Raw genomic sequence first — 15,393 nt, 5'->3', positions numbered from 1 at the left:
CATAAATTTCTGACACCCCCCAGTTCTGATGATCAACCCAGGGACTCAGCGTACCGGCACCAACCCCTTACCCCGCCGCGAAATCCCCCCACACGCCACCAACCCCACCTCAAACAACAACCACATCGGCAGCGCCAGCAGCGTTTGCGAAAACACATCCGGTGGCGTCAACAGCATCCCCACCACAAAACACCCGACCACCACATAGGGCCGACTGCGCCGCAGGGTAGCCACATCCACCACCCCCGCCCACACCACGATAAACGTCGCCACGGGAATCTCGAACGCCAACCCAAACGCCAAAAACAGCGCCAGGATAAAGTCCAGATACAGGCCGATGTCGGTCATCATCGCCACCCCATCCGGGGTCACACTGGCGAAGAAGCCGAACATCATCGGAAATACCACAAAGAACGCAAACGCCATCCCGGCATAAAACAGCACAATGCTCGACAGCAACAGAACCCGAGCAATCCGCCGCTCCTGGCGATACATCGCTGGCGCCAGAAACCCCCAGGCCTGATGCAGCAACACCGGCATGGCGACAAACACCGCGGTCATCAGGGTCAGCTTGAACGGCGCCAGAAACGGCGAGGTCACGCTGGTCGCGATCATGCTCGCGCCTTCCGGCAGGTAGCGGCGCAGCGGCTCCGACACCTGGGTGTACAGCGTCTGGGCAAACGGGAACAAGCCCAGGAACACCACGCTGATCACCACCAGGCAACGCACCAGGCGCCGACGCAGTTCGCTCAGGTGAGCCGTCAATGGCATCTCGCTCATGGCTTCACCTGCGCGTTCACGGCAACCGGCTCGGCCAGCACCTCAGGCTGCAAACGCACGCCCCGGCGCAACTCCTGCTCCAGACGCTGCAATGGCTCAGCGTCCAGTTCCTTGATGTCCATCTCACGCTCGACCTGCGCCTTCAACGCACTCATCGCCCGCTTGGCCTGACCCAGCCCGCGCCCCAGGGTGCGCGCCGCCACCGGCAAGCGCTCAGGGCCGAGCACCAGCAAGGCCACCACCCCCACCAGGAGCAATTCGGTGAAGCCGACCTCGAACATCAGGCCTGACGATCCGTCTGGGCCTGCTGCACGGTTTCACCCTGCAGTGGCGCACGCTGCTGAACCTGCTGCGGCGGCTCTTCCGGTGTGCCGCTGGCGCCCATGGATTTGCGGAAACCCTGGATCGCCTCACCCACGTCCGCGCCCAGGCCTTTCAGGCGCTTGGTGCCGAACAACATGAACACGATCACCAGCACGATGACCAACTGCCAAATCCCTATCCCACCCATGAAGCGTCTCCAAGACCATGAAAATGAAGGGCTTATCCTGCCTGCCGTTTATGACGCAAAAGTGACGCGCACAGGCTTTTGCCATGTACCTGAAACATCCACGGTGTTGACTGGCGCCTCAATCGATCAGGATGCGTACACGATGGGCAGCAAGCAGCAACGCGGAGCAGCATTATTGATGGTGATCGTGGTGCTGGCGCTGCTCGCCGGCGGGCTCACCTGGCTGGTGCAGGAAGGCCGCCAACAGGTCGACAGCGTGCGCCTGCTGCAACAACGGATACAGGCGCGCGCCATGGAACAGGCCGGCCTGGCCTTTGCCGAGCAAGCCCTCAAGGACCCCACCTGGCGCACCAGCCCGCTGTTCTGGCAGGCCCTGCGCGGGCAACCGCTGTCCTACGATTTTGCCGGCGGCAAGGCCGCCTTGCGCATCCGTGACCTGCACAGCTGCTTCAACGTCAACGCCCTGGTCGGGGAAGACGGCGAGCACGCGCAGCGCCAGTTGCGCCTGCTGCTTGGCGACAACATGGCCGCCGAACGCCTGACCCACGCCCTGGCCGACTGGATCGACAGCGACGCGCAAGCGCGCCTGCACGGCGCCGACAGCGACCATTACCTGCGCCAATCCCCCCCGCGCCTGGCCGCCAACCAGTTGATGGTCGACATGAGCGAACTGAACCTGTTGCTTGAGCCGGACCGTCACCGCCAGGCGCAATACCCGCAACTCTGCGCCCTGCCGGAAACCACCGGCTGGCGGCTCAACGCCAACTCGGTGAACCTTGAGCACCTGCCGCTGCTCAGCGCCCTGTACGAGGGCCAGTTCCCGGCCGCCTTGCTCACCCGCATCGTCACCGGGCGACCGGCAGGCGGCTACAAGGACGCCGCTGCGCTGCGCCAGGCATTGGGGGCAGTGGACGATCAGACATTCGAGAAGTTGAGCGAAGGCCTGCTGCTCAACAGCCGGCATTTCCAGTTGCAGTTGGAATTCGAGCAGGACGCTCAGGTGATGCGCAGCCAGTTCCAGATCCGCGCCCTGGGCGTGGTGCAATGGCATGCCTTGGTGCCTGCACAACGGGTGCAGGTGGTGAGCCGCGAACCGCTGCCCTGGTAAGGGCAACGGCTCGCAACTGCGGGGGGTCAGACGCCGATTTCGCCGCCGTCGTTACGCTGGATCACTACCGTTGAAGCCCGTGGTCGCACCTTGCTGCCGGCCGCCGTGACGGCGGTGGCGACATCGGTGGTTGGCCAGTTGTCCGGGTGCTGGATGTTGACGAAGATCGACTTGTTGTCCGGGGTGAAGGCAATCCCGGTGACCTCGCAACCATTGGGCCCAACGAAGAAGCGACGCAGGTCCACCTGGTTCTGCGCGTTGACCGGCACCTGCTTGCCATTGGCATCCACCAGGTCGCTGGGGATAACCGCCAGCATCTGGTCGTTGGTGTAGTCGGTCAGGGTCTTCTCGCCGTTGTCGGTCTGGAACCAGAGAATGCCACGGCTATCGAAGCTCATGCCGTCGGGGCTGGCGAACTGGTTCAGTTCGGTCAGGCCTGAGCGGTTGATGTCGGCGGTACCGGCAGCGTTGGCGCCAAACACGAAGATGTCCCAGGTGAAGCTGGTGTGGTTGTCGCTGTCGTGCCAACGGATGATGTGGCCATGACGGTTCGGCCCACGCGGGTTGGCCGCATCGACCTTGGCCGCCGTACGCGAACTGTTGTTGGTCAGGGTCAGGTACACGTCGCCGTTGAGCGGGTTGACGGTGGTCCACTCCGGGCGGTCCATCGGCGTTGCGCCCAAGGCGTCAGCTGCACCACGGGTGTTGAGGATGATCCCGGCGAGGTCGCCGTACATCGAGCCCAGGGTCTTGCCGGTGCTGGTCATGGTGTCGACGTCCAGCAGCAGCCACACGCCGCTGCCATCGGCATTGAAGCGCGACACGTAGAGCTTGCCCTTGTCCATGTACTTGTTGCCGGTGGCAATGCGGTCGGCCGGGTTGGCATCAGCCGCTTCCCACAGGGCGGTGGAGACGAACTTGTACAGGTATTCGTTTTGCGAGTCGTCGCCCATGTACCACACCAGCGGCTTGCCCACTACCGGGAACGCCGGGCAGCAACCTTCGTGGCGGAAGCGCCCCATCGCCGTGCGTTTTACTGCCGGTGCACTGGCGTTGTACGGGTCGATCTCGACGATGTAGCCGTAGGTGCTGGCTTCGTTGCGGTAGTCAGCGGTCGCCGAGGCGCCAGTCGGGGTGACGTTGAAACGGGTGAACTCGCCATCCACTTCGCTGGCATCGCCGGCGGCGGTTTCCCACTTGTAGTTGCCCGACGAGGTGCCCACGCCGATACGCTTCTGGTCTGCCGGCAAGGTGGCCGACTTGTTGATGAAGATCCCCGGCCAGTTCTCTTCGCAGGTCAGGTAGGTGCCCCACGGGGTGAAGCCGTTGCCGCAGTTGTTGTTGGTGCCGCGGGCCTGGGTGCCATTGACCGAGAAGCGGGTTTTTACATGGTCGGTGCCGCGCAGCGGGCCGGAAATGGTCATCACCGTGGCCGAGGTGAAGCGACGGTTGAGCGGGTCGTTGTCGACCACCTGCCAGCGGCCGCTGATTTTTTTCAGACGGATCACACCAGCGCCGTGGGCGTTGATTTCCTTGCGCACTTCCTCGGCCGGGCGCTTGCCGCCGGCGTCGGTGGTCGGGCCGTTCGGGTGCAGGGCGTCAGCGTCGATGTATTCGAAGTTGATACCCAGCAGGCCGTCTTCGGAGCTGCCGTTGATAGGGAAGAAATGCATGCCGTCATGGTGCATGCCGACCGAGTTGAGCTGGTCGTTGGAGGTGTTGCTGCCATCGGCCTTCCACGGGTTGGCCTTGCTGTTCAGTGGGGTGCCCCACGGCGCCAGCACGTAGGCGCTGTAGCCGGCGGCCACGACGCAGGCATCAGTGCGCGAGCCGGCAATGGAGGTGAAGCCCAGCTTGAGTTTCGGTTTGGCTGGCGGCTCGACGACCGGATCATCGTCGTTCGAATCGCTGCTGTCGAAGCAGCCCGTCAGGCCGGTACCGGCAATCATCGCGATCGCGGCGCCCAGGCTGCCACGCACGACGCTGCGGCGGCTCAGGTAGGAGTCCAGAACGGAATCCATCGGCAGGTTGCCGCTCAGGTTCCGGTTCAGGTTGTCGCCGGTGTCTCGACTCATCAGTTGGTGTCCTTTCTTGGATGAAGGCGTTTTGGGAAACCGGCACTGTAGGGAGCGAGTGTGATGATTGATTGGCAGTTTTGTTAACGAGATCTTAAATCTGCCGATTCTTAGCAATTGATTTGCTTCAAATTTTGTCAGCCTGCCGGGCAGCGGCTGTTAACTAACTGCCATCAAACTGTCATGCAGGCGCCCCAATATCCCGCCCCGACAAACACTTAAGGGCGAGAGCGACAGGGACGATGGCAAGCATGCGCAGACGTGAAGTAGTGAGCTGGATGGGCGTCGGTGCCATGGCACCCTTGCTGACGGCCTGTTCGGGGCTCGCCACGACAGCGTCGGGTGAATCGGCCTCGCTGAACCTGTTGTATGTCGCCGATACGCTGGATGCGCGTCAGCCAGGTCGGCCGGTTGTGCCAGCTACACGTTTGGGCCCGGTCACCCACCTGGGGCGTGCGCCGTGGATGACGGGCAGCAGTGCCCGGCAGTCCCGCCCAGAGCTCAATCCTCTGCTCGATGCAAACCTCTCCGAGAGCGTTCGCACCGGCGGCTACGCGGTGCTGGCAGCCCTGCTTGAACAGCTGCGCGAAAGCAGCGGTGCGCAGAACTGCCTGACCCTGGAAAACGGTCAGGGCTGGAACGGCAGTGGCCTGGCCTACCTGACCCAAGGCGCCAGCGGTGTGCAGGGCAGCCAGTTGCTGGGCAGCGACGTGCGGGTGAGCAGCGATGAACGCGTGCTCTGGCCGCAAGCCTGCGCGGGCCTTTATCGCAGCTTCAAGCAACCGGTGCTGGGCGCCGGGCTGGCGGCCGACAAAGCCCAGGCACTGGGCCTCGTACCCTTTACCGTGATACGTCGCGGCGGCGTTCGCGTGGCGATTGTCGGTGTCACCGACCCCTATGCGCAGGATCAAAAAGCCTCACTCAAGCAGTGGTACCAAACCTTGCTGCCAGTGTTCGAACAGGCCCGTCGCGAGGCGGACCTGGTCGTCGCGCTGGCGGATGTCGGCACCGGCCCGAGCCTGTGGCTGGCCGAGCGGGTGAGTGATGTCGACCTGGTGCTGGCGGCACGCGGGCAGGACTTCTGGCCCGAGCCCATCGAAGTGTTGCAGGCCAGTGGCAAGCGCGTCCCGGTGCTGTTTGCCGGGTGCCGGGCCAGCGGTGCCTTCAATATTCGTTGCCAGCAGCAGGCCGGGCACTGGCAGTTCAGCGCACACTTTCATCCCGCATTCGAACAGGGCCTGACAGCCAAGGCCCAGGCGCGCGCCGCCCAAGTGCGCGGGCAACTTCAACAGCAGCGCACCGGGCATGCCGCCTGGTTGGACCAGCCGCTGGCGCGTGCGCCCGAAACACTCTGGCGTCGCGACACGCGCGGCGGCAGTTGGGATCGCTTGTTGCACCAAGCCCTGGCAGGCGACAGCAGCATCCCGGTGTTGCTGCCCGGCTTGCGCTACGACAACCCGCTCGCCGCCGGCCAACCGATTACCCGCGAGCATCTGATCAGCCTCACCGGCGGCTATCCCGCGCCAGTGGTCGAAGCCCCGGCCAAGCAGGTCGAGCAGGTGCTGGAAAACGCTGCCGAGCAATTGTTCGGGGACCCGCTGCTGCTCGACAACAGCCAGGACCTGCCGCGCTGGCAAAGCCAGGCCTGGCAGGTCAGCTACAGCCCGATGGGCAAGCGCGTGTCCGGCCTGGTACCGGTTGAGGGCCTGTGCCGCACTTTCGGCCTGCAGTTCGATGCAGGTGCTGGCGAGCCGCTGTGGCAGCGCGTCGAGGCCTGGCTTGCCCAGCAGCCTGCGGACTGGCGCCTGCCGGCGTTGCAACTGCCGCAAGTGCGTTATGTGCAGGGGCATCCCGGCTGGCACCCACGGGAAGTGAACAGTTGATCAGCGCCCCGCGTCTGCTCAGCGTAGCGGGCCTGGCCCTGGCGGCCTGGCTGGCTGCGCAATGCGTGCTGCTGGCCACCCGGCAGCCCTTGCCCGCGAGCGCCCCGGCGGTCGGCGACGGGCCATTGCCGGGCCTGATGGTCGGCCATTGGCAGGCCGCTATCGACACCGGGGCCATCCCGCTGACCCGCTTGCCCGTGCAGTACCTCGGCGGCCTCAAGGCCATGCCGGTCAGCGCCACGGTGGTGGTGCTGCGCTTCGGTCAGCAGGTCCGTACCTACAGCCGTGGCCAGCGTCTGGCCCCCGGCATCGTGTTGCAGGACATCGACGCCGATGGCCTGATCTTCGACAACCAGGGGCGGCGCGAACGCCTGCCCTGGCCGCCACGCCCCGTCGTGACCGGCTTCAAGCGCCAAGGATGAATGATGATCGCAACCTATTGCCTCGCCGGCCTGCTGACCCTCGGCTCGGCGTTGGCCTGGGCTGAAGAACCGGTGGCCTTGGCGGACAACGAAACGCCGTTGTACGAGGTAAATTTCGTCGACACCGAGCTGGGCGAGTTCATCGAGAGCGTGTCGCAGATTACCGGCACGACCTTCATCGTCGACCCGCGCGTGAAGGGCAAGGTCACCGTGCGCACGGTCGACCGGCATGAAAGCGAGGCGATCTACGACATCTTCCTCGCGCAACTTCGCGCCCAGGGTTTCGCGGCAGTCGATCTGCCCAATGGCAGCGTCAAGATCGTCCCCGATGAGGCCGCGCGCCTGGAGCCGGTGCCGGTGGAAAGCGGCGCCAAGCGCAAGGACAGCAGCGACGGCATCGCCACCCGGGTGTTCAGCGTGCGCAATGCCGCCAGCGAGCAGATGCTCGGCATTCTCAAGCCGCTGATCGACCCCCGGGTCGGCGTGATCACCCCGTACCCGGCGGCCAACCTGCTGGTGGTGACCGACTGGCGCAGCAACCTCGAACGTATCGACAGCCTGCTCAAGCAACTCGACCAGGTCAGCGACGAACCCTTGCAGGTGATGCCGCTCAAACATGCCAGCGCCGCCGACACCAGCCAGCTGATCAGCCGCCTGCTGGCCCGCGAGCAAGGCGCCGACAGCGCCCAGGTGATCGCCGACCCGCGCAGCAATGCCTTGCTGGTGCGCGGCAGTGCCGACAGCCGTGAACGGGTGCGCAACCTGCTGGCCCAGCTGGACCGGCCGCGCGACGACCTGCGCAGTTCCAACACCCAGGTGATCTACCTGCGCCATGCCAATGCCAGCGAAGTGGTCAAGGTGTTGCGCAGCCTCAGCCAGGATGTGATGCCGGCAGGCGAGGGCGGCGGTGAAGGGCAGAAGGACGACAAGCCACGGGCAGCGAGCAGCAGCTCGGGCATCCGCCTGGAATACGAAGAAGGCACCAACGCCGTGGTCATGGTCGGCCCGGACAGCGAACTGGCGGCCTACCGCAATATCGTCGAGCAACTGGATATCCGCCGTGCCCAGGTAGTGGTCGAGGCGATCATTGCCGAGGTGTCCGATACCCGTGCCGAGGAGCTGGGCGTGCAATGGCTGTTTGCCGACGAGCACTTCGGCGCCGGCATCGTCAACTTCGGCACCGGCGGGGCGAACATTGCCGGGATCGCCGGCGCGGCGGCCAGTGGTGACACGGCAGGCCTGACCAAGCTGCTCTCCGGGGTGAAGGGCGCCACGGCCGGGCTCGGCAATTTCGGCGGCGGCTTCAACTTCGCCGTGCTGGTCAACGCACTCAAGAGCAAAAGCGGTTTCAACCTGCTGTCCTCGCCCACCCTGCTGACCCTGGACAACGCCGAGGCGTCGATCCTGGTTGGCCAGGAAGTGCCCTTTGTCACGGGCTCGGTCACCCAGGACAACACCAACCCCTACCAGACCATCGAACGCAAGGAAGTCGGGGTGAAGCTGCGCATCAAGCCGCAGATCAACATCGACAACACCGTGCGCCTGGACATCGTCCAGGAGGTGTCGTCGATTGCCGACAGCGTCAAGGCCAGCGACGTGGTCACCAACAAGCGCGAGATCAAGACCAAGGTCATGGTCGAGGACAACGGCCTGGTGATTCTCGGCGGGCTGATCAGCGACCAGGTCACCGAGAGCAATCAGAAGGTGCCGTTGCTGGGGGATATTCCGTGGCTGGGGTCGCTGTTCCGTTCTTCCGGGCAGCAGGGCGTGAAGCAGAACCTGATGGTGTTCATTCGCCCGCGGATCATGCGTGACGGCCCAAGCCTGGCCAACTACAGCAATGACAAGTACCAGAACCTGCAACGCGAGACCGCGCTGAACGTGCCGAGCCTGGGCGAGGGCGCGCAACTGCAGAACGTCTTCCCTTCCAGCCGCGCGCGCATGGATGAGGGCGCCTGGTGATGCCGTTGCTGCCTTATCGTCTGGCACGCCAGGCCGGTGTGGCACGGGTGCCTGCGAGCAGCGGCTGGAGCCTGTGGCTGCGTGAGGACGCCGACACTGACCAGTTGCAGGAACTGCTGCGGGTGCACGGCCTGCCCGAGTCGGTCTGCCACCTCGACAACCGCGCCTTCGACGAACGCCTGGGCCAGCTTTACCAGGCCGGCGATGCCGCCACTGCCGCGCTGATCGAAGGCATCGGCGAGCAGGTCGACCTGGATGGCCTGATGAGCGAAATGCCGCGCATCGAAGACCTGCTGGAGAGCGACGACGAAGCGCCGGTGATCCGCCTGATCAATGGCCTGTTCGCCCAGGCGCTGCGCACCCAGGCCTCGGACATTCATATCGAGACTTTCGAGCAGAGCCTGGTGGTGCGCCTGCGCGTGGATGGTCATTTGCGCGAACTGCTGCGCCCGCCACGGGCCTTGTCGGCCATGTTGGTGTCGCGGATCAAGGTCATGGCGCGCCTGGACATTGCCGAGAAACGCCAGCCGCAGGACGGTCGGATCACCCTGCGTTCGGGTGGGCGTGAAGTGGACATTCGCGTCTCGACCTTGCCCGGCATTCATGGCGAGCGGGTGGTGATGCGCGTGCTCGACAAGCAGGCCAGCCTGCTCGCGTTGCCCAACCTGGGCATGCCGGCGGCGGTGGAGCAGGGCCTGCGCGCCTGCCTTGGGCGACCCAACGGCATCGTGCTCAGCACCGGGCCGACCGGCTCGGGCAAGACCACCACGCTGTACGCCAGCCTCAACAGCCTCAACGACGGCAGCCGCAATATCCTCACGGTCGAAGACCCGGTCGAGTACGCCATCACCGGCATCGGCCAGACGGCCATCAACCCGCGCGCGGGCCTGACGTTTGCCAGCGGCCTGCGGGCGATTCTGCGCCAGGACCCGGACGTGATCATGCTCGGCGAGATCCGCGACCAGGAGACGGCGCAGATCGCCGTGCAGGCCAGCCTGACCGGCCACCTGGTGCTCTCGACCCTGCACACCAACAGCGCGGTGGGCGCGGTGACGCGCCTGCGTGACATGGGCATCGAGCCGTTCCTGATCGCCTCGTGCCTGCGCGGGGTGCTGGCCCAGCGACTGGTGCGCCGCCTGTGTGACTGCGCCGTGCGCCAGCCCTTGCAGCCTGCCGAGCGGGAACTGTGGCCGGAGCTGGGCACGCTCAGCCACAGCTTCCACGCCGTCGGTTGCGAGCAGTGCCAGGGCAGCGGCTATCGCGGCCGCCTGGGCCTCTACGAATTCATCGAGCTGGATGCCGGGCTGATCGCCTTGCTCTACGACGGTGCCAGCGAAGTGGCGATGCACGACTACCTCGACGGCCGCCGCCAGAGCCTGGCCGGCATGGCCAACGAGTGCCTTGAGCGCGGCGAAACCAGCCTCGCCGAAGTGCTGCGTGCGGTACAGGGGTAAGCCATGCCGACCTTCCGTTATCAAGCCGTCGACCTCGCGGGCCAGACCCGCAAGGCCAGCCTGCAAGCCGACAGCGAGCGCCACGCTCGCCAGTTGCTGCGCGAGCAGGGCCTGTTCGCCCGGCAGTTGCAGCGCCACGAGCCGGGCAGCCTGCAACCGCGTCGGCAACGGGTCAACCGTGCCCAGTTGTGTGAGCTGACCCGGCAACTGGCAACGCTGACCGGGGCGGGCATTCCGCTGGTCGATGCGCTGGCCACGCTGGAGCGCCAACTGGTGCAGCCGGCCTTGCGCAACCTGCTGGTGGCCGTGCGCGGTTCGCTGGCGGAAGGGCTGGGCCTGGCGCGCAGCCTGGCCCGCCAGGGCGGCCTGTTTTCCGGGTTGTATTGCGCGCTGGTCGAGGCCGGTGAACGCTCCGGCCGCTTGGCGCAAGTGCTCGAACGCCTGGCCGAACACCTGGAGCAGGTGCAACGCCAGCAGCACAAGGCGCGCACCGCATTGATCTATCCCTGTGTGCTGATGGGCGTGTCGCTGGCCGTGGTGATCGGCCTGATGACCTTCGTCGTGCCCAAGCTCACCGAACAGTTTTCCCATGCCGGGCAAAGCCTGCCGTGGATCACCTCGTTGCTGATCGGTATCAGCGAAACCCTGGTCACGCTCGGGCCCTGGCTGCTGCTGGGTGGTGTGGCGTTGAGCGTGCTGGCTGGCTGGCTGCTGCGCAAGCCGCACTGGTGCCTGCGCCGCGATGACCTGCTGCTGCGCCTGCCGAATGTCGGCGCGTTGTTCGCGATGCTGGAGAGCGCGCGCTTGTCGCGCAGCCTGGCGATTCTCGCCGGCAGCGGCGTGCCGTTGCTCGAAGCGCTGCAGGTGGCCACGGCCACGGTGAACAACCGGCGCATTCGCTTGGCCCTGCAACGGGTGGGCACTGAAGTGGAAAGCGGCGTCAGCCTGCACCGCGCGCTGGATGCCAGCGGCTACTTCCCGCCGATGTTGCTGAACATGGTTGCCAGCGGCGAGGCCAGCGGCACGTTGCCGGACATGCTCGAGCGCGTCGCTGACAACCAGGAACGCAGTTTCGCCCGCCAGGTGGACACGGCGATGGCGTTGTTCGAACCGCTGATGATCCTGGTGATGGGCGCCGTGGTGCTGTTCATCGTGCTCGCGGTGCTGTTGCCGATCATGCAGCTCAACCAGGGCCTGACACTTTGACAAGGAGCAAGACCATGCACAGAAACCGGGCCGCCCAGCGCGGCTTCACGCTGATGGAAATCATGGTGGTGATCTTCATCATGGGCCTGCTGATCGCGGTGGTTGCCCCCAGCGTGCTCGGCAGCCAGGACAAGGCCATGAAGCAGAAGGTCATGGCCGACCTCTCGACCCTGGAACAGGCACTGGATATGTACCGCCTCGACAACCTGCGCTTCCCGAGCAAGGACCAGGGGCTGTCGGCGCTGGTGGCCAAGCCGGTGGTCGAACCGATCCCGCGTGGCTGGCGCGCCGACGGCTATATCCGCCGCCTGCCGGAAGACCCGTGGGGTACGCCATATCAATACCGCGCACCGGGCGAGCATGGGCGCATCGATATCTATTCGCTGGGCGCCGATGGCGTCGAGGGTGGCGAGGGCATCGATGCCGACCTGGGTAACTGGGCACTCTGATGAAAACCGTCGAGCGCGGGTTCACCTTGCTGGAGCTGCTGGTGGTGCTGTTTATCGCCGGGCTGATGACCAGCCTGAGCGTGGCCTGGCTCGACAGTGGCAAGGCCAGCGTGCAACAGGCGCTGGAGCGTCTGGCCGCCGCGACCCGCCAGCAGGCTGACCAGGCCGTGCATGCCGGGCAGGTGCGCGGGTTGCGCTGGAACGGCAAGCAGCCGGAGTTCGTGCGTTTGGTGCAGGACCAACAACAACTGCGCTGGCGCGTCGAGCGCGTCGCGCTGGGCGACTGGCCGGACAACCTGCGCCCGGACTGGCCGGCCAGCCCTGAACCGCGGCTGGTCTTCACGCCGTCGGGCGTGAGCCAGGCGCAGCGCTTGCTCTGGCGTTGGCCGGATGGCCGCGAGCAGTGGCGCTGGGACAGTGCCGGCCAACTGCAAACGGCGCGCATGCCATGAAGACCCAGCGTGGTTTTACCCTGCTGGAAGTGACCGTGGCACTGGCCATTGCCGCGACCCTGGCGGTGATGACCAGCCAGGTACTGCGCCAACGCCTGGCCGTGCAGCAGAGCGTGCAACAGCATCGCCTGGGCGTGCTGTGCGCCCGTGAGCTGGAAGCGCGATTTGCCGTGGAGCAGTTCTGGCCGGCGCAGAGCCTGGCCAGCGGGCAATTGCAGCAGGGCAGCGGGCTGTGCCATTGGCAGCTCAAGCTCGGTGGCACCGGGGTGCGCAACTTGCGCCGGGGCGAACTGAGCCTGTTTGCCGACCGCGATCAGCGTGAGCCGCTGGGGCAATACCGGTTCTTCCTGGTGCGCCCATGAAACGTCGGCAGCAGGGCCTGACCCTGATCGAATTGCTGGTGGCCCTGGCGCTGACCGCCTTGCTTGGCGTGCTGCTGTCGGCGCTGGTCAACGGCTGGCTGAGCGTGCGCGAGCGCCTGACGCAGGAGCCGCAGGCCTCGCCGGTGTTGAATTTCTGCCTGGCGCTGGAGCGTCGCTTCGACACCACGGTGTTGCGCCAGTTGTCCGAGCAGCGCCTGCCGCTGGCGATGAACTGGCTGGACTGGCAGCCCAAGGAACTGCAACTGCAATGGGTCGCGCTCAGTGCGTGGCCGGCGGTCGAGGGTGGTTCGCGCCTGCAACGCCAGCGCCTGAGTTACGACCGGCGCGGCGAACGCCTGTTGCTGGAAACCTCGTCCGACCTGTATGCCGCCGGTCAGCCGCGCTGGCAGCTGCGTGAGCAACTGGAGCACGTCGCGGCGCCGACCTATTCATTTCGCCAGGGCGGCCAATGGCTGGCCTGGCCCTCTACCGAGCGGTCCCAGCCGGACCGTGGCGTACGCCTGGAATTCCTGCGTGATGGAGCACCCTATGTCTGTACTTTCGCCCTGCCGTGGGGCCGAACATGAAGTTTGAACGTTGGCCGCAGCGTGCGCCGAAACCCTGGTTGCTGGTGCGCCCTGGTCTGGCTGAGCAGCCCTGGAACTGGGCGCAGGTCGAGCAGGGGCGCGTGCTCGCGGCGGGGAGCGGCCAACCCCCGGCGCATGCCCAGGCCCGGGTCGCGCTGATTCTGCCCGCTCGCTCGTGCAGCCATTTCCACGTGGCTGCGCCACCGGGGCTCAAGCGCGATGAGTGGCCGCTGCTGCTGGAAGATCGCCTGTTGCAGGCGCCTGAGGCACTGACCTGCGGCTGCGCCTCGCACCAGGATGGCAGGCTGGAACTGGTCAGCATCGAGCAGGCACTTTTGGCTGAATGGCTGGCGCAGTGCGAACGCTGGCAATTGCCGGTCGAGCGCTGCTGGGCAGAGTTCCAGTTGCTGCCGGCCACGCCGCCGGGCACTGCACTGTGCTGGCAGCGCGAAGCCGATTTCAGCTACTGGAAAGGCAGCAGCGAAGACGCTCGGCAGCATTGGCTGGCCTGGCCGGCGATGCTTGGGGGGCAGCCGCCCGCGCTGTGGCGCGGGTTGCAGGTCGAATCGCTGGCAGGTGACTGGCCGCCGGAACTGGCGCCGTTGGAGCGGTTGCCCAGCCTGTTCGAACGGCATCGTCCGCGCGCCTTGAAGCTGGCGCTGGCGCCCGGTCAATGGCGTTTGCCGGCCGCCTGCCTGGTGCTTGCTGGCATCTGGTGTGGGCTGTGGATGCTGCAACAGTATCGCCAGGCGGCGGTGTATCAGGCCCAGGTGGTCGCGGCTATTGGCCCGGTGGCTTCACCTCGGCAGGCGGCGCAACTGCTCAAGCGCGAGCGCCAGGAGGTCGACGACCACCAACTGCGTTTGCGCCAGTTGGAGGGTTTGCAGGCGCAACTGGCGAGCTGGCTGAACGGCTCGCCGGGCAGTCGCTTGCGGGCGGTGTCGTTTGACGGCCAGCGCTGGACGCTGCGCTTGCAGGGGGATGCCGCGACGGCGCCCTGGCAGGCCATGGCCAACGAGGCCGGTGTCGCGGTGGCAGTTGCCGACGAAGACGCTGGCCTGAAAGTGGTATTCGACCTGGGAGCCTCCTCATGAACCTGCCCATTGAACGGCGCTGGCTGATGCCGCTGGCCTGGGCGGTGATCGCCGCGCTGGTGGTGCTGCTGGCGCTACGCGAAGGCTTCAGCCGCTGGCAACTGCTCGGTCAATGGCAAGGGCTGGCCGAGTCGGCCGCCGGCTTGCAACCCTCGGCCACCCTCAGCGTCGAGCAGGTACAGCAGAGTGCGCAGGCGCGGCAGATCAGCATCGACGACCTGCAACCTGAGCAAGGCGGCTGGCAGGTGCGCGGCCACTTGCGCAATGAACAGGCGTTTCAGGACTGGTTGCAGGGGCTGCAACGCGAAGGCGGCCAGCCGCTTGCCTGGGGGTTGGAGCAGGGCGAGGCGGGCCTGCGCTTTGAACTGGTGATTCAGCCATGAGCCGCCGACGTGTGCTGTGGGTGGCGCTGGTGTTTGCCTTGACCCTGCTGGCCGAGTTGCCCGCCCGCTGGGTCGCACTGGTGTTGCCGCTGTCGGTTCAGGGTGTGAGCGGCAGCCTGTGGCATGGCGAGGCGCGCCAGCTGGGCGATGTCGGCCCGTTGGCCTGGCATTGGCAGCCGTGGCGCTTGCAGGCGCAGGCCAGCGCTGGTTTTCAAGGGCAACGCTGGGAGCTGACGCTGAGCGGCTGGCCGTGGAACTGGCAGGCCGCGCTGCAACCGCAGGCATCGCGCGACACGGTGGCGGCCGCCTATCGGCTTGGCGGGGACTGGCAGGGGCGCATCGAACTGCGTGGCAGTGGCAGTACCTGTCAGGCTGCCGCAGGGCAACTGCTCGGCAACGACCTTGCATTGTCGGCGCCCTGGAGCCTGACGCTGGGGCAGTCGCAGTGGCAGGTGGACTGCGCCAATGGCGTGCATCTGCTGGGTCGATTGAGCCTGGATGGTCAGCATCAGGCCGAGCTGGATGCTGATCTGCTGGCCCGTCGCGGGCGTCTGCAAGGGCGGGTGGAGCCGGGCTCGGCGCTGCACCCGCTGCTGGTCAGCGCCCAGTGGCTGGCGCCGGACGCTGCGCAGGTGGCACGCAACATCCGTTGGTGAGGTGCAGGC

17 protein-coding genes are annotated in these 15,393 nt (G+C 66.1%); 13 read left to right on the top strand and 4 right to left on the bottom strand.

Annotated features, from left to right (window positions below; genetic code table 11):
- Positions 1 to 45 precede the first annotated feature (45 nt).
- Genes tatC through tatA form a run of 3 tightly spaced genes read right to left on the bottom strand, consistent with a single transcriptional unit; the run spans position 46 to position 1,291 of the window.
- Positions 46 to 780, bottom strand: coding sequence for a twin-arginine translocase subunit TatC (gene tatC, locus M5G11_RS25255; RefSeq protein WP_273909216.1), 735 nt, complete (start codon positions 778 to 780; stop codon positions 46 to 48).
- Positions 777 to 1,061 carry a Sec-independent protein translocase protein TatB gene (tatB, locus tag M5G11_RS25250; protein ID WP_273909217.1) on the bottom strand — a complete coding sequence of 95 codons (285 nt, stop codon included), beginning with the start codon at positions 1,059 to 1,061 and terminating at the stop codon, positions 777 to 779. The genes tatC and tatB overlap by 4 nt, the downstream gene beginning before the upstream one ends.
- The gene (gene tatA, locus M5G11_RS25245; protein WP_273909218.1) at positions 1,061 to 1,291 is read right to left on the bottom strand and encodes a twin-arginine translocase TatA/TatE family subunit; all 231 of its coding nucleotides are present in this window, start codon (positions 1,289 to 1,291) and stop codon (positions 1,061 to 1,063) included. The genes tatB and tatA overlap by 1 nt, the downstream gene beginning before the upstream one ends.
- 142 nt (positions 1,292 to 1,433) lie before the next feature.
- On the opposite strand from tatA, the gene gspK reads away from it, so the two are divergent.
- Positions 1,434 to 2,399 carry a type II secretion system minor pseudopilin GspK gene (gene gspK / locus M5G11_RS25240; protein WP_273909219.1) on the top strand — a complete coding sequence of 322 codons (966 nt, stop codon included), beginning with the start codon at positions 1,434 to 1,436 and terminating at the stop codon, positions 2,397 to 2,399.
- 26 nt (positions 2,400 to 2,425) lie between these two features.
- Here gspK and M5G11_RS25235 read toward each other — a convergent pair whose 3' ends face one another.
- Positions 2,426 to 4,474 (bottom strand): PhoX family protein, encoded by a 2,049-nt coding sequence (locus tag M5G11_RS25235; protein WP_273909220.1) that lies wholly within the window; start codon positions 4,472 to 4,474, stop codon positions 2,426 to 2,428.
- A 242-nt stretch (positions 4,475 to 4,716) separates the two neighbouring features.
- Between M5G11_RS25235 and M5G11_RS25230 the strand changes: the two genes are divergently transcribed.
- From M5G11_RS25230 to M5G11_RS25175, 12 genes are read left to right on the top strand one after another with little or no spacing between them, the layout of a single operon-like run.
- Positions 4,717 to 6,357 carry a bifunctional UDP-sugar hydrolase/5'-nucleotidase gene (locus tag M5G11_RS25230; RefSeq protein ID WP_273909221.1) on the top strand — a complete coding sequence of 547 codons (1,641 nt, stop codon included), beginning with the start codon at positions 4,717 to 4,719 and terminating at the stop codon, positions 6,355 to 6,357.
- On the top strand, positions 6,354 to 6,779 hold the full coding sequence (locus M5G11_RS25225; RefSeq protein WP_273909222.1) for a pilus assembly protein PilZ: 426 nt from the start codon (positions 6,354 to 6,356) through the stop codon (positions 6,777 to 6,779). Before M5G11_RS25230 ends, M5G11_RS25225 begins: the two co-directional genes overlap by 4 nt.
- Positions 6,780 to 6,782: 3 nt before the next feature.
- Positions 6,783 to 8,741: a type II secretion system secretin GspD gene (gene gspD / locus M5G11_RS25220; RefSeq protein WP_273909223.1), complete on the top strand. Its 1,959-nt coding sequence runs from the start codon at positions 6,783 to 6,785 to the stop codon at positions 8,739 to 8,741.
- Between the two features lie 5 nt (positions 8,742 to 8,746).
- Positions 8,747 to 10,195, top strand: a complete 1,449-nt coding sequence (locus tag M5G11_RS25215; protein WP_273909248.1) for a GspE/PulE family protein — start codon at positions 8,747 to 8,749, stop codon at positions 10,193 to 10,195.
- Between the two features lie 3 nt (positions 10,196 to 10,198).
- A complete protein-coding gene (gene gspF, locus M5G11_RS25210; RefSeq protein ID WP_273909224.1) occupies positions 10,199 to 11,401 on the top strand; it encodes a type II secretion system inner membrane protein GspF in 1,203 nt (400 codons plus the stop codon).
- Between the two features lie 14 nt (positions 11,402 to 11,415).
- Positions 11,416 to 11,850 (top strand): type II secretion system major pseudopilin GspG, encoded by a 435-nt coding sequence (gene gspG, locus M5G11_RS25205; protein WP_273909225.1) that lies wholly within the window; start codon positions 11,416 to 11,418, stop codon positions 11,848 to 11,850.
- Complete coding sequence (gene gspH, locus M5G11_RS25200) at positions 11,850 to 12,302, top strand: type II secretion system minor pseudopilin GspH (RefSeq protein ID WP_273909226.1); 453 nt, start codon at positions 11,850 to 11,852, stop codon at positions 12,300 to 12,302. Before gspG ends, gspH begins: the two co-directional genes overlap by 1 nt.
- Positions 12,299 to 12,664 carry a type II secretion system protein gene (locus tag M5G11_RS25195; RefSeq protein ID WP_273909227.1) on the top strand — a complete coding sequence of 122 codons (366 nt, stop codon included), beginning with the start codon at positions 12,299 to 12,301 and terminating at the stop codon, positions 12,662 to 12,664. Before gspH ends, M5G11_RS25195 begins: the two co-directional genes overlap by 4 nt.
- Positions 12,661 to 13,251, top strand: a complete 591-nt coding sequence (locus tag M5G11_RS25190) for a prepilin-type N-terminal cleavage/methylation domain-containing protein (RefSeq protein WP_273909228.1) — start codon at positions 12,661 to 12,663, stop codon at positions 13,249 to 13,251. The genes M5G11_RS25195 and M5G11_RS25190 overlap by 4 nt, the downstream gene beginning before the upstream one ends.
- Positions 13,248 to 14,345 (top strand): GspL/Epsl periplasmic domain-containing protein, encoded by a 1,098-nt coding sequence (locus M5G11_RS25185; RefSeq protein WP_273909229.1) that lies wholly within the window; start codon positions 13,248 to 13,250, stop codon positions 14,343 to 14,345. Before M5G11_RS25190 ends, M5G11_RS25185 begins: the two co-directional genes overlap by 4 nt.
- Positions 14,342 to 14,728: a type II secretion system protein GspM gene (gene gspM, locus M5G11_RS25180; protein ID WP_273909230.1), complete on the top strand. Its 387-nt coding sequence runs from the start codon at positions 14,342 to 14,344 to the stop codon at positions 14,726 to 14,728. The genes M5G11_RS25185 and gspM overlap by 4 nt, the downstream gene beginning before the upstream one ends.
- Complete coding sequence (locus M5G11_RS25175; protein WP_273909231.1) at positions 14,725 to 15,384, top strand: type II secretion system protein N; 660 nt, start codon at positions 14,725 to 14,727, stop codon at positions 15,382 to 15,384. The genes gspM and M5G11_RS25175 overlap by 4 nt, the downstream gene beginning before the upstream one ends.
- Positions 15,385 to 15,393: the final 9 nt, after the last annotated feature.

Source organism: Pseudomonas fontis (genome assembly GCF_028656955.1).
GTDB lineage: Bacteria > Pseudomonadota > Gammaproteobacteria > Pseudomonadales > Pseudomonadaceae > Aquipseudomonas > Aquipseudomonas fontis.
The sequence above is the reverse complement of the archived record's forward strand: the minus strand, read 5'-3'. Positions and strand labels throughout refer to the sequence as shown.

Bases quoted from the DNA above. Each gene is read 5' to 3' on its own strand.
- tatC (WP_273909216.1), bottom strand. From the start codon at position 780: ATGAGCGAGATGCCATTGACGGCTCACCTGAGCGAACTGCGTCGGCGC.
- tatB (WP_273909217.1), bottom strand. From the start codon at position 1,061: ATGTTCGAGGTCGGCTTCACCGAATTGCTCCTGGTGGGGGTGGTGGCC.
- tatA (WP_273909218.1), bottom strand. From the start codon at position 1,291: ATGGGTGGGATAGGGATTTGGCAGTTGGTCATCGTGCTGGTGATCGTG.
- gspK (WP_273909219.1), top strand. From the start codon at position 1,434: ATGGGCAGCAAGCAGCAACGCGGAGCAGCATTATTGATGGTGATCGTG.
- M5G11_RS25235 (WP_273909220.1), bottom strand. From the start codon at position 4,474: ATGAGTCGAGACACCGGCGACAACCTGAACCGGAACCTGAGCGGCAAC.
- M5G11_RS25230 (WP_273909221.1), top strand. From the start codon at position 4,717: ATGGCAAGCATGCGCAGACGTGAAGTAGTGAGCTGGATGGGCGTCGGT.
- gspD (WP_273909223.1), top strand. From the start codon at position 6,783: ATGATCGCAACCTATTGCCTCGCCGGCCTGCTGACCCTCGGCTCGGCG.
- gspF (WP_273909224.1), top strand. From the start codon at position 10,199: ATGCCGACCTTCCGTTATCAAGCCGTCGACCTCGCGGGCCAGACCCGC.
- gspG (WP_273909225.1), top strand. From the start codon at position 11,416: ATGCACAGAAACCGGGCCGCCCAGCGCGGCTTCACGCTGATGGAAATC.
- gspH (WP_273909226.1), top strand. From the start codon at position 11,850: ATGAAAACCGTCGAGCGCGGGTTCACCTTGCTGGAGCTGCTGGTGGTG.
- M5G11_RS25195 (WP_273909227.1), top strand. From the start codon at position 12,299: ATGAAGACCCAGCGTGGTTTTACCCTGCTGGAAGTGACCGTGGCACTG.
- M5G11_RS25190 (WP_273909228.1), top strand. From the start codon at position 12,661: ATGAAACGTCGGCAGCAGGGCCTGACCCTGATCGAATTGCTGGTGGCC.
- M5G11_RS25185 (WP_273909229.1), top strand. From the start codon at position 13,248: ATGAAGTTTGAACGTTGGCCGCAGCGTGCGCCGAAACCCTGGTTGCTG.
- gspM (WP_273909230.1), top strand. From the start codon at position 14,342: ATGAACCTGCCCATTGAACGGCGCTGGCTGATGCCGCTGGCCTGGGCG.
- M5G11_RS25175 (WP_273909231.1), top strand. From the start codon at position 14,725: ATGAGCCGCCGACGTGTGCTGTGGGTGGCGCTGGTGTTTGCCTTGACC.